9 protein-coding genes and 1 pseudogene are annotated in these 12,326 nt (G+C 56.3%); 3 read left to right on the top strand and 7 right to left on the bottom strand.

The window, feature by feature from the left end:
- Positions 1 to 66: 66 nt before the first annotated feature.
- On the top strand, positions 67 to 1,077 hold the full coding sequence (locus tag N8H74_RS05690) for an AraC family transcriptional regulator (RefSeq protein ID WP_217829949.1): 1,011 nt from the start codon (positions 67 to 69) through the stop codon (positions 1,075 to 1,077).
- Positions 1,078 to 1,095: 18 nt separating this feature from the next.
- On the top strand, positions 1,096 to 2,112 hold the full coding sequence (locus tag N8H74_RS05685) for an AraC family transcriptional regulator (protein WP_217829948.1): 1,017 nt from the start codon (positions 1,096 to 1,098) through the stop codon (positions 2,110 to 2,112).
- A 7-nt stretch (positions 2,113 to 2,119) separates the two neighbouring features.
- Here the strand turns inward: N8H74_RS05685 and N8H74_RS05680 are convergent, their stop codons facing one another.
- Together N8H74_RS05680 and N8H74_RS05675 are read right to left on the bottom strand one after the other, a co-directional pair.
- Positions 2,120 to 3,538, bottom strand: a complete 1,419-nt coding sequence (locus N8H74_RS05680; RefSeq protein WP_262146528.1) for an ATP-binding protein — start codon at positions 3,536 to 3,538, stop codon at positions 2,120 to 2,122.
- A gap of 1 nt (position 3,539) precedes the next feature.
- Complete coding sequence (locus tag N8H74_RS05675) at positions 3,540 to 4,256, bottom strand: response regulator transcription factor (protein WP_217829997.1); 717 nt, start codon at positions 4,254 to 4,256, stop codon at positions 3,540 to 3,542.
- Positions 4,257 to 4,482: 226 nt separating this feature from the next.
- On the opposite strand from N8H74_RS05675, the pseudogene N8H74_RS05670 reads away from it, so the two are divergent.
- Positions 4,483 to 6,707, top strand: a pseudogene (locus N8H74_RS05670) (TonB-dependent siderophore receptor).
- A 116-nt stretch (positions 6,708 to 6,823) separates the two neighbouring features.
- Here the strand turns inward: N8H74_RS05670 and N8H74_RS05665 are convergent.
- The 5 genes from N8H74_RS05665 to N8H74_RS05645 all read right to left on the bottom strand — a co-directional run bounded on the left by N8H74_RS05665 (position 6,824) and on the right by N8H74_RS05645 (position 12,320).
- Positions 6,824 to 7,897, bottom strand: a complete 1,074-nt coding sequence (locus N8H74_RS05665; protein WP_262146527.1) for an FAD-binding oxidoreductase — start codon at positions 7,895 to 7,897, stop codon at positions 6,824 to 6,826.
- A 51-nt stretch (positions 7,898 to 7,948) separates the two neighbouring features.
- Positions 7,949 to 9,133: a PAS domain-containing sensor histidine kinase gene (locus tag N8H74_RS05660; RefSeq protein WP_217829944.1), complete on the bottom strand. Its 1,185-nt coding sequence runs from the start codon at positions 9,131 to 9,133 to the stop codon at positions 7,949 to 7,951.
- Entirely contained in the window at positions 9,126 to 9,938 is an 813-nt protein-coding gene (locus N8H74_RS05655) for an alpha/beta hydrolase (protein WP_217829943.1), read from the bottom strand. Before N8H74_RS05655 ends, N8H74_RS05660 begins: the two co-directional genes overlap by 8 nt.
- A 444-nt stretch (positions 9,939 to 10,382) precedes the next feature.
- A complete protein-coding gene (alaE, locus tag N8H74_RS05650; protein WP_262146526.1) occupies positions 10,383 to 10,844 on the bottom strand; it encodes an L-alanine exporter AlaE in 462 nt (153 codons plus the stop codon).
- A 159-nt stretch (positions 10,845 to 11,003) separates the two neighbouring features.
- The gene (locus N8H74_RS05645) at positions 11,004 to 12,320 is read right to left on the bottom strand and encodes an allantoin permease (RefSeq protein ID WP_217829941.1); all 1,317 of its coding nucleotides are present in this window, start codon (positions 12,318 to 12,320) and stop codon (positions 11,004 to 11,006) included.
- Between the last annotated feature and the right edge of the window lie 6 nt (positions 12,321 to 12,326).

Raw genomic sequence — 12,326 nt, 5'->3', positions numbered from 1 at the left:
CGCAAATTGCCCTCTCGTAAATTGTGTGCCATCGATGATTAACCCATAAAAACTTCAGGCAAAGTGATGTGTACGATTTCCGCAAGTTCTTTCAGAAATATCATTCAGGCCATATCATCGAGCAACTTTAAAATAAAATCGCTGGTCAATCATTACGCTGAGCAGTTAATCGAAGAAAATGACGATGACAAGTTAAAACTTTCGATAGCCTGTCGTTTCTTTAATGACGCCTCTCAGTATTCAGGCGATGCGGATATCGGTCTGTCAGCCTACAAACATGCCAGACCGGACTTCTTTGGAATAGCCGGCTATTCGTTGATGTCCAGTCCAACCCTCGACATCGCGCTTGAACGCCTGGCCAAATATCACCCATTAGTGGCTGACTCATCATTCATTACACTGGATGACGAAAACGAGCACTTCATCATTTCGGCTTTCAATAAAGGATTACCCAGCACCGAAGTCACTCGGCACATTATCGACGCCGCAGCAGCCGTTATTCTCGGGCTCATTCATTGGCTTGCGTTTCCGTTGAAACTACAGCCGGTTTTTGTAGATCTGCCCTATCCAAAGCCGGCTGAAACGATAAATCTGCAGCGGCTATTCGGTAAAAACATCAATTTCGATGCGCCACATATCCGCCTGGTATTCGATAGCGAGATCAAAAAGAAATCGATTTACAGCAGAAACCCGGGATTTGAAGACGTTCACCGTCGATATGCCGATGCGCAACTCGAAGAAAAAATAAATGGCTCATTGATGGAAAAAGTTCGTTCAGTATTTTCTTCCGGCATGACCGAGGGACGATTGATCTCGCTTCAGGAAATGGCCACAACCCTGAACATGAGTAAACGCACACTGCAAAAATACCTTGAAGAGGAAGGTGTAACGTTTTCTGCACTCCAGGAGGCATTGAGAAAAGAACTTGCCAGCAATTTGATCGCCAGCTCCGCGTTGAGCCTGAAGGAGATTTCCTCCATTCTCGGCTTCAGCCAGTCAAGCAGCCTGAGTAAAGCCTGTCAGCGTTGGTTTTCTCTGTCCCCTGGTCAGCTAAGAGCACAAAACCAGAAAAGCTAAAGGTCTGAATCCCTACTTATGTCAACCATTGCACCGTCCTGTACAAAAGTCATGCTCAGATTAAAAGAGCATGCGCAAGCGACATCTGATGAAACAGAAAATCTATACAACTATTTGAACGCTTTGGCGGATAGCGGGCAGCGGACAAAAATAAAAGACGTATCGAAGTTTATGCTCTGCCTACAGTCCGACTCGGGAAACACAGACATCGGGCTGGCCTGTTATGAAGAGTTTCACCCAGGACAACTTCAATCCCAACTCTACCCTTTAATGTCCAGCGCTACTCTAGGTGACGCGTTATTGCTTCTTTCGCGACTCTCCGCAATATTGTCGGACGGAGCTCCACTATTGGTTCTTGAAGAGCCTGACTCGTTTAGCGTCGTATTTCTTAGGCTGGAGCTACTGAATCTTTCCAGATCTTATATAGACTGTTATTTTGCCACGCTGATTGGAATTGTTCATTGGTTACTGCCATTTAACAAGGTCGTACCTGTCGCAACAACATTTAGTTATGAAGCCCCTGTCGACACAAGCAAACTTAAAGTCCTTTTCGGGGAAAATCTGACATTTTCCAATCTGATCAACAAAATAACGATCTCTGTTCACGACTGGAATCAGAAGTTGCCAACCGGATTTCCCGAACTGAAAATTCATCACGACAACCTGGTCAACCTGGAAATCCAGAACTTCCCCGTAAAAATGTCTTCCGTGGTGAAGAATCATATTGTCTCGGGTCTGGCCACAGGTGTCGTGGTTTCACTCGAAAGTATCGCCAGTGCCATGAATTTGAGTCCACGAATGCTACGTAACCGGCTGGATGAGGAGCAAACGGGGGTCAGGGAGCTTTTGGACGAATCCCGCTTGCAGCTCGCCCGCCACTTGATCGGTACGACCGACCAGAGTTCTGCGGTGATCGCCAAAGGTCTGGGGTTTCAGGAGGTCAGCAGTTTTTACCGCGCCTGCAACCGCTGGTTTGGCTGCTCCCCAGCCGCTTATCGCCTGAAAGCGGCTTCGGGCACGAAGGCATCAGGTTAAACGTGGATCAACAGCAATCCGTCCGGCAGCTTTCACGTATGTAAGGTAGACCTACGCTCACTCTGAGCCCGCCCCCCTGCCGATTCGACAGTTCAAGCGCGCCCTCCTGGCTCGCCGCAATACGCTTGGCAATGCTCAGTCCCAGGCCATATCCGCCAGACTGGCCATTGCGCGAGCTCTCTCCACGCACGAACGGATCGGTGATGGAGTCGAGCAGGCTTGGCGTAATGCCGGGACCACGGTCGGTGATGCTGATCAGCACCGCCTCTTGTGTCCTCTCGACATGTATCTCGATCTGGCAGGCATAACGTAAAGCGTTCTCCAACAGATTCTGCAGGCAGCGCTGCAGCAACACTTCGTTTGCGTGGATCATCCCTCCCCGCCCGGTCACCGGCAGGTTCTCTTCTTTGGTTGCCAAATCCGTGCACAGTCGATGCAACAGCTTGTCGACGTCCACAAACTGGAAAGAATGCTGTTTGGCGCTGTGCAGATAATCGAGCACTTGGGCGATCATCCGATCCATCTGTTGCACGTTCTGCTTCAGGCGCTCGCGGTGATCGACTTCTTTCAGCCGCTCGATGCGCAAGCGCATACGAGTCAGGGGCGTGCGCAGGTCATGGGAAACGGCCGCGAGGAAAAAGCTCTGGTCATTGACCATCGCCACGATTCGCTGTTGCATGGAATTGAACGTGCGCGCGGCCTGACGGACTTCCGATGATCCCTCAATAATGAGGGGTGGTTGATCGAGGTTTTTACCCAGTGCCCTGGCGGCATCACTCATCCTTTTGAGCGGGCTCAGGCACAAGCGGACAGCTATCCAACAAATGGCCAACACCGCCATTATCCGCAGCACGTAGACCCTGAGAATGTAATCGGTGATCAGCGCCCAGGCCGACTCGCCACTCCAGCCCTGCAACTCCTGACCGTCGACTTCCAGCCAGTGACCATCGGGCAGCCGCACGGCAAAGCAGACATGGGTCAGCGCCGTCTGCAACCCGAATAGACTGCGCCAGACCACTGGCTTGCCTTGCAGATCGGTCAGTTGAATCATCAATGCCTTGACCGATTGCTCGTGACCAAGCTCATACGTCAGCGCCTGGTTGAGCAGCATTTCGGTACGCCGGGCACCTCGTTGCAAATCGGCATGTATCGCAGGTTCAGAGTCCAGACATTGGACCTGATAGTTCGCAGGTGCCTTTATCACTTCGTCGGGATGACAACCGCCCTGGCGAATCAGATCGGCGGAACGGCTGGCCATCAGACGTAAAGGGGCCTCGAGTACCTGGGCGAAGCGCACATCGAACCAGATGCTGCTCGACAGCAGTTGAACGGCCAGCGTGCCAGTCACCATGATCAATGTCAGTTGGGCAAAGAGTGTCTTGGGCCACAGACGTCTCAAGCCGTTGAGCAGGCGGTCACGAATCATCTCAATCGGCGGCCATGCTGGAAATGCTCAACAGATACCCTTCATTGCGCACCGTAAGGATCTGCACCAGGCCATCCTCGGCGCTCTTGAAATACTGGCGAAGGCGACTGATGCACATGTCGACGCTGCGATCATCCGGCGAGTAATCACGGCCCATTGCACTGCGCGTCAGCTGATCTCGGGACAACACCTGCTCGCGCGCATCCAGCAGATCCCGCAACACTCTGAAATCAGAACGCGGCAACGTGAAAGATGATCCTTGCGGGACGCTGAGAACACGTTTGGCATGATCGAGCCGATACCCGGCGAACTGATGCTGTGGCTCCGGACGTGGCCTCTCCTCGGGCGCGCTACGAACCGGGCGGCGCAGTACCGCTTTGATCCGGGCCGACAATTCACGCGGCTCGAACGGCTTGGCGACGTAATCGTCAGCGCCGACTTCCAGGCCGATGATGCGATCCAGTGCAGAGCCTTTGGCGGACAACATGATCACGCTCAGACCTGGTCGGGCTTGCAGTTGTCGACACAGGCTCAAACCGTCCTCGCCAGGCAGCATGACGTCCAGTATCACCAGATCCACGGGTTGCTGTTCCAGTTGCTGCCACATCTGCGGACCATCGGCGGCGGCGAGTACACAGTCGCCGTTTTCACTGAGGTAGTCGCACAGCAGCTCGCGTATTTCATCGTCGTCATCCACGACCAGCAGGGTCTTGACCAGCGGATGGGCCTTCAAGACCGGGGGGCAGATGCCCTCATTACAATCCATTACATCCCCATACAAGCCAGTGGTAGAGCGCAGAGCCGCGATGCATAAAATGCTAGCAAAAATCATCTGCAAATACGAACCGTTACCAATGACAACATGGGGCAACATGAAGGACTATTCACCGCTTTTGCTGAAAACACAGGCATGCAGCCACCCGAAATCCGCACTTTTTATCGCCATGGGATTAAGCGCGGTTGCAGGCTTTATCAGTCCAAATGCCGTCGCCGACGCCGTCGAGCTGGATGCGGTGAATGTCCAGGCCAGCCTGCCCCAGGCCAATGAGAGCAACGAGCAGCTCGGCTACACGGTCAAGAGCACCACCAGTTCCACGGGGATGAAACTCTCGCCACGAGAAACCCCGCAGTCGGTCACGACCATCACCCAGCAACAAATGGCCGACCGCCAGATCACCAACATCGAACAGGCCCTGGAAGCCACGCCGGGCATCAGCGTGAGCAAGTCGGAAGTGGGCGGACGTACAGAGTTTCGTGCTCGCGGTTATCCGGTCACCAACTGGAAAGTCGATGGGCTGCAGGTTCAGGGCGGATCTGACTTCAGTGGCAGTGGCAACGCGCTGAACATGGACATGTACGAGCGTATCGATATCGTGCGGGGAGCCAACGGCCTCCTGGGTGGAACGGGCGATCCTTCGGCGACGATCAACCTTATTCGCAAGCGTCCCGGCACCGAGTTCGGCGGCAAGGCTTACGTCACCTATGGCAGTTGGGACAAACGCCGTCTTGGCGCGGATCTGAATTTGCCACTGTCGGAAGACGGCCGGCTGCGTTCGCGTTTCGTCATGACGCAGCAGGACGCCAACTCCTTCCGCGATCAGCAATCGGATCGCTCGCGGGCAGCCCTGGCCAATTTCGAATTCGACCTGACGGATGCCACGACCATCGGCGCGGGCTATCAGTATGAGTACTCTAAAACCGTGGGTGGCGGCTGGGGCGCCAACATTCCGATCTGGTACGGCAACGGCGCCAAAACCGACCTGCCACGCAGCACCAATGTCGTGCCGAGCTGGAGCTTCGGCGAGTTCACCACCCGCACCACGTTTGGTTCGCTGGAGCATCGCTTCGACAACGACTGGAACCTGAACCTTAAAGTCGCGCAGAGTACTACAGATGCGTTGAACCACCGTGGCCTGGCCAAAGTGAACTCGCCGGCGCAGGTACTTATCGTGGGTACTGGAATCAGGACGGTAGCGGCGCGGTGCTCAACGGTTTGCACAGCTCAACGGACACCACCCAACAGTCGGCACAGGTGGATTTGACCGGACCTTTCAGCCTGTTCGGCCGCACTCACCAGGCCATGTTCGGCTACAACGACAGCCGCACGGTGGCGTGGGTGCCTCAGTATCGCTGCAACATGGTCAGCTCAAGCCGTATCAGCGCCAGTTCTCTGGGCTGTCAGTTCAGGGCCAACAACGGCTTTGCGCTCAGCGACTGGCGAAATGGCGTCAACGACGACTATTCGATCGTCGCGCAACAAACCGGCCTGCACACCAAGACCACCACCCGCCTGCAAGGCATGTACGCCGCCACCCGCTTGAGCATTACCGATCCCCTCTCGGTCATCCTCGGGGCCCGGGTCAGCGACTACAGCAACACCACGCTCGCAACCTCAGGCGCACGCAGCAATCAGCAGGAAAACGGCATCGTCACGCCGTATCTGGGGGCGGTGTATGACCTCAACGACACCTACTCGCTCTACGCCAGCTACACCGACATTTTCAGCCCGCAGAGCGAAGAAAGCGCCAGCGGCAGCAAGATCGAACCCATCCGTGGCCAGAGCTATGAAACAGGCATCAAGGGCGAATGGTTCGACGGCGAGGTCAATGCGCAGGTGGCGTATTTCCTGACCAAGCAGGAAAACAAAGCGGTCACCGACGGCGATAATCTGACCCCTTCCGGCGCCACGGCGTACAAGGCCGGAACAGGCGTGGAAACCGATGGCATCGATATCGAAGTGTCCGGCGCCCTCACCCCGGACTGGAATGTCTACGGCGGCTACACCTACCTGCACATGCGTCGACTTGACGCCGATGGCCGCAATGATCCGTCGCACCTGTTCCGCGCTTCGACCACCTATCGTCTGTCCGGTGCGCTTGACCGCCTGACGCTGGGCACCGGCGTGACCGCACAGACCAACATCCGCGTCACTTCCACGCCGGCAGGCGCTCCAACCAACGGCGTCAGCCGTGGCCCGACCGACGTCAACTGGTCTGGCTATGCGATCTGGAACGCGATGGCCAAATACGACATTACCGATGACACCTCGCTCACCCTGAATGCCAACAACCTTTTCGACAAAACCTACTACACCCGATACGGCTTCTATGCCGGCGCCATTTATGGCGATCCGCGCAATCTGTCGTTGACCCTAAGTACTGCGTTCTGATGTCTGGTCGTGTTACCTCCCCAAGGTGAGCCAGACGCCTGAACGCACTACCGAAGCCCGCCTCGTGCGGGCTTCGTCTATTTGAGCGGTAAGAGGTTACGGTGTGGTCGAGTCGGTCAATCAGCCTGGAAGAACCGATCCGGCCGGCACGCAGCCAGAGCAGGCGCGACCTTCAGGTCGACTATCTCTTCGCTGACGCGCCGGCCCACCACCGCTGCCAGGGTCACTCCCGGGTGCATGGCGCAAATGTAGACACCGTTGATTTGCGGCAGATAGCCGATGATGGGAATACCGTCTTCAGGCATTGGTCTGAGGCCGACGCAGGCCACTTCCGCTTCAATCGCAACGACGCCGTCGAGCTCATTCTGAATGGCCCTGGCGGTACGTAAAGCGATGGCTTGCGGCCGGTTTTCCGGGGTGTTGTCCAGATAATCTTCGGCGGCCAGCAACGTACCGTCCGCACATTGCCGGACTTCCATCTCAGGGCTGGAAATGAGAGTGCGCACCAGATTGGGCCGGGCCTTGTAGCGGATGAAAATCGCCGGCGATGCCGTTACAGGAACAGGCGTTTGAAGTTGTTCAGTCAGCATTTTGATTCCCGTACCAGCCGCCATTACGACAACATCGGCATCAATCACGCCTGACGCAGTTTCAACGCCGATCACTTGGTTACCCTTACTGATGAAGCCGTCAACGGGCGTGTGCGTGAGAATCTTCGCCCCGTTCTGGCGAGCGCCGCCAACCAATGCGTAAGTCGCGGCCACTGCGTCCAGCGCGCCTTCTTGCGCTGCAAACATAGCCTGCCGTGGTGGACGTTTGAGATGGGGTTCCAGTTCGAGTATTCGAGCGCGCGATACCAGGTTCGCCGACAGCACCCCATCGGGCGGCGGTGTCTGATGGGCATCCGCATCGTAAGACAACGCTCCGGTCCAACGGATGTCGAGACCTGGCACCTGCGCCTCAAGTCGTCGGTACTCCTCGATCGCCGCGCCACGCAGTTGTGAGATGGGATCAGATCCGCAATGTGCGGCCGTGATCCAGGCGAACGAGGTTGCGGTCACGCCTGAAGCTATTTCCCCGGCATCCACAAGCGTGACATGCGCCTTTTTGGCAGACAGGTGATAGGCCAGGGAGGCACCAACGATGCCCGCCCCCACAATGACGATTCGTTTGTCTCGATGACTTCTCATGCTGACGTCCTGTCGTACGAGTAGCTCCGTGGCCGGGTGCAGCAACCTGGATTAACTGCCGACCTGCTCCGGCAACTCCACGGGCAACCGAATGGTGAACGTGGTGCCATTGGCCGCGTTCGAGGTCATGGCAATCGTGCCGCCGTGCGCTTGGGTAATCTGCCTGACGATGAATAACCCGAGCCCCACCGAGCGTATTGAATCCTGATGTTCGGTCCCCCTTGTCATGGGTTCGAACAAGGCCGGCACCAATGCCTGATCGATGGCCGGCCCATGATTGTGAACGCTCAGAGTGACGTTTTCCTGCGACAAGTCAGTGGTCAGTGTGATCGGGAACCGCAGGTCGCCATAGGCCACGCTGTTCGCGACGAGGTTACCGATAATCTGCTGCAATCTGTCCGGGTCCACGCCGAAGGTGCCACGCCCCCGCGAGTAGTGACGGATATTTGCCTTGGCGAATACAACCCTGAGTTCACTCACGCTCTCGTCCACCACCTTGAGGAGGTCGACCTCCCGGCGACGGATGCTGATGCCTTGCCCCATCCTGACCGAGGCGAAATCCAGCAGGTCAATGATCATGCGCTGTGCCCGGTCAGTCGAGTCGCCGATGCTGGCCAGCAAACGGTGCGCCCTGTCGCTTTGTGCTTCCTGCTCGAGCAACTGGCTAGCCATTTTGATGGCGGTCATCGGATTTTTCAGGTCATGGCTGACGACAGCGACCATCTGCTCAGCGAAGAGTGCGCGATGCTGAGCCTCTTCATAGGCCTTGGCGAGCTCGGCTTGAGCGCGGTGCAATGCGGCCTCAGCGCTGATTTTCTCCGCCAGCAGCTTTTCGGCTTGCTGCATCGCCAGAAAAACCGCCCGCTCGCTACGGTCACGCTCCGTCGTGGCAAACAGCGCCAGATGAAAACGTACTCCATCACTCGTTACACGCCGGACACCGTTGAGCAGCATGGAACGCACAGATCCGTCGCTATGCCGCAGATCAAGCTTCACCTCCGCCACAGAGCCCTGCTTGTTCATCAATGGCCCCCAGTGGGTGAGCTGAAACGTTCGCCCGCTGACCGTCAGCAACTGATCGAAACTGCGCTCCTGCAAGGATGTTTTGTCGTAGCCCAACCAATCACTGAACGTCTGATTGCAACGCAGCAGGGTGCCATCCACGGCCATAACGATCAGTCCGCAGGGGGCGTTCTCGAAAAACGATTCTGTGAACAGCTGGGCTGTGTCATCCATGAACAAGACCATATTGTGTGAGAAATGCATCGATGGCCGCAGAGCAAGCACTCGGAGCACTCAACTGCGGATAGTGGCCCATGTTGTCAATGAGGGTCAGCTGGCTGTCAGGTAGAACACTGTGCAGATACTCTCCGACGTCAACCGGCACCACCGGGTCGCCGGTGCATTGCAGAATCAAGGTCGGTATCGGCAGCCCGGCGAGGTCCTGCCGGTGATCGGATAGATAGATAACGCGAGCGAAATGTCTGGCGATCTGCGCATCGGTACGGCAAAAGCTGCCGTGCAATTCTTCTGCGAGCGCCGGCTGTTCCGGTGCGCCCATCAGCACAGGCGCCATGGTGCTGGACCAACCGAGGTAGTTCTCATCGATGGTGGCGAGCAATTCGTAGACTTCATCCAGAGAAAAGCCCCCGGTGTACGTGCCGGAGTCGATGTAGCAAGGCGAACCGCCAATCATGGCCAGGCCAGCGATCCGTCCTGGTCGCTGAACCTGTGCCAGGGCTGCGATCATTGCGCTCACCGAGTGCGCCACCACGACCACTGGTCCGGTCGCGTACTCGTCGATGATTTCGTTGAGATCCGAAGCGTAACCCCACAATGAAGCGTACTTTTCGCGATCATAAGCGCTGAGGTCTGATTGCCCCGCGCCGACCAGGTCATAGGTGATAACGCGAAAACGCTTGATGAAATGTGGCAGCAACAGCTTCCACATCGATTGATCACAGCCGAAGCCGTGGGACAGGATCAAGGTTGCGCTGCCGTCTCCGGCAATATGCACATTGTTACGTTTTTGCAGGTTCATGACCTATCCCGATGTCGTCCAGCGTTGTCTCGAACAGTGACTCTCCGCCGAAGCTAACAGTGAGAATAGTCAAGGTGTGAAGTGGGTTGAGTGCTTTGTTGAGCATGCAGCGTCGTCCGCAAAATCAGGTTGCTTGAGTTTTCGGACGCAATGCTGCACAAGCGTACAAAGTCTGATCCAGGGGCTACCATACGCGACAATCACCTCGAACGTGCAGACTTCCCTGCATATCATGGAATGCCGGAGTAGCAGATGACTGCGCTGTCGCAGATCGGGCCATGAAATAGGCTGTGAGTGAGGCGTGCGCTCCAGTGTATCTGCGAGTTCGCAATCCTCAGACGGGGCGATTGTCCCAATTGAACGATTATGAAGCGGGGATCAATTAGATCCCCTAACAGTTACCGGCTTTGATTATCCCAATATTCTTTCGCCGATAACGTTCATTCAGCTATTCAACGACATTGGCTTGTCACCGCCCGGAGGCAACCCGAACAACTTTCTCACTCCGTTCAGAAACGCACCATAAGGTCGCCCCAAAAACAGCATCATCAAAGCCGCCCCAAGAGTACCGCGTACCAGGTCACCGCCCGATGCACCACTGAAAGCAATGATCGCTGCATAGATGGGCACCTGAAAGCTGACCAGCGCAATGCTGTCCCAAAACACTCTGGACACCCTGCTCTGATTGGCCCGTGTCATCACCCAATCGCGCCAGACACCATAAGGCCTGGCGACGGGGATCATCAACGCCGTGCCCAGTAGACGTGCGTACAGAACCTGATTCCAATCCATGCTGGCAATGAAGCGTTCATTGATAATCCCGGTGGTGGTGAAAAACAGGATCAGTGCTGTGGTATCGGCAAAAAACGCAGTCCGGTGCTTTGGTCGTTGCAGGCGTTGATGCAAATCCCCTCTCCCGTCATGGCTTGAACACAACAGTTGCCAACGAGATCCGTAGAGCCGTTGTCGTGCGTTGCGTTCAAGCATGGCGACGAAAGGCACGCGTGCCATCGACCTCTACACACAGAGACTGCTTGCCCTGTTCGAATTCCCTGCCTGAAGTCCTCACTCAGTCAACGGTAACCGGACTTTCCGGGATAAACCCGACTGCAAGGCAAAGGCAAGTATCACCGTTGCAGGCGCTGAAAAACTGCTCAGCCCATCGCCTGCAAACATCAACGCCAGTCCCAGCGCTGTAGCGCTGATCCACGCCGTCAAACCGACAGGGTTGAACGCCTCCACACGTTCAAGTGCCGCCGCATCGTTGCGTCCGTAGACAGTCTGCGCCAACGCCACACCGACCCAGGCCACCACAAAAATCCCTTGATAGGCCAGAGCCTTGAGCAAGTAGGCGAACACGTCCGCCAGCATCAGGCCGTACACGACTACCCCCACCACCAATGCCCACGCCAGGTACGAACCCCGTACGCCAAATCGGCCGAAGAACGCCTGCATGTTCAACGTCGCCAGGTAGTAATTGGCCGTGTTGATGCGGGTCTGCGTCGCCCAGACGAATACCAGCCCCCACAAACCCATCAACTGCAGGATCGCCATTACCACCGACACTTCGTTCAGCGCACCTTCGTGGGGAATGCTGCTGACCAGATAGATCCCCGCCGCGCCATTGAGCAAAAACGTCACCGCGTAGAACGGCATGCCGAAGTTCCAGCGACCGTGATACCCGGCGTCTTCAGTTTTGCCGAAACGGGCGTAGTCGAAGGTGAAGAGCATCAAAATCCATACGCCCATGTAGGCGACAAAACAGTGCCACCAACCGTACGGGCTGGGCATTTGGGGGCCGAAATCCAGCCACTGCGGTTGGTAGCCATAACGGTTGATCGACAGCCCCACCGCCACCAGCAAACCGCCCAGATACACCGGAAGCAATACGCCGTTGAGCTTGTCCAGCCAGTGTTGCACGCTCCCCAGGATCATCGGCACGCTGTACAAAACCACCACCAGCGCCGCCAGCGGATAGACCAGTTCCGGGTACAGGTGATTGAGCGCTACGGCGATCACCGAACCTTCAAACACCGCGTAGTAGATCGCGGTAGAAAAGAAGATCAACGTTGCCAGACACGCTCCCGTGCTGCCGAACAACAATTTTGAGAACAACGCCACCGACAAGCCGCTGCGGATGGCGAATCGGCTGAGCACGCTGTTGACCAATCCATAGCTGATCACTGACAGCACCATGCCGATCAGTGCATTGCGCGCGCCGAAGGACAAGGCCAGTGAAGCGCCGACCACGATGTAGAACATTGCGCTGCACACCGCCCACCAGGCCATGGTCAGCGAAAGGCGGCCCATACGGGCTTCGGTTGAAACAGGATGATGGGCCGGGTCCTGCCCGGTCTGACTCGATTGCGATAAAGCAGCCATATGCGT

This window comes from Pseudomonas sp. B2M1-30, from assembly GCF_025447575.1.
GTDB lineage: Bacteria > Pseudomonadota > Gammaproteobacteria > Pseudomonadales > Pseudomonadaceae > Aquipseudomonas > Aquipseudomonas botevensis.
This window is presented reverse-complemented; position numbering and strand designations above follow the sequence as displayed.

Excerpts from the sequence above, each read along its gene's own strand:
- N8H74_RS05655 (WP_217829943.1), bottom strand. The coding sequence starts at position 9,938 with ATGAACCTGCAAAAACGTAACAATGTGCATATTGCCGGAGACGGCAGC.
- N8H74_RS05645 (WP_217829941.1), bottom strand. The coding sequence starts at position 12,320 with ATGGCTGCTTTATCGCAATCGAGTCAGACCGGGCAGGACCCGGCCCAT.
- N8H74_RS05680 (WP_262146528.1), bottom strand. The coding sequence starts at position 3,538 with ATGATTCGTGACCGCCTGCTCAACGGCTTGAGACGTCTGTGGCCCAAG.
- N8H74_RS05665 (WP_262146527.1), bottom strand. The coding sequence starts at position 7,897 with ATGAGAAGTCATCGAGACAAACGAATCGTCATTGTGGGGGCGGGCATC.
- N8H74_RS05660 (WP_217829944.1), bottom strand. The coding sequence starts at position 9,133 with ATGGATGACACAGCCCAGCTGTTCACAGAATCGTTTTTCGAGAACGCC.
- N8H74_RS05685 (WP_217829948.1), top strand. The coding sequence starts at position 1,096 with ATGTCAACCATTGCACCGTCCTGTACAAAAGTCATGCTCAGATTAAAA.
- N8H74_RS05690 (WP_217829949.1), top strand. The coding sequence starts at position 67 with ATGTGTACGATTTCCGCAAGTTCTTTCAGAAATATCATTCAGGCCATA.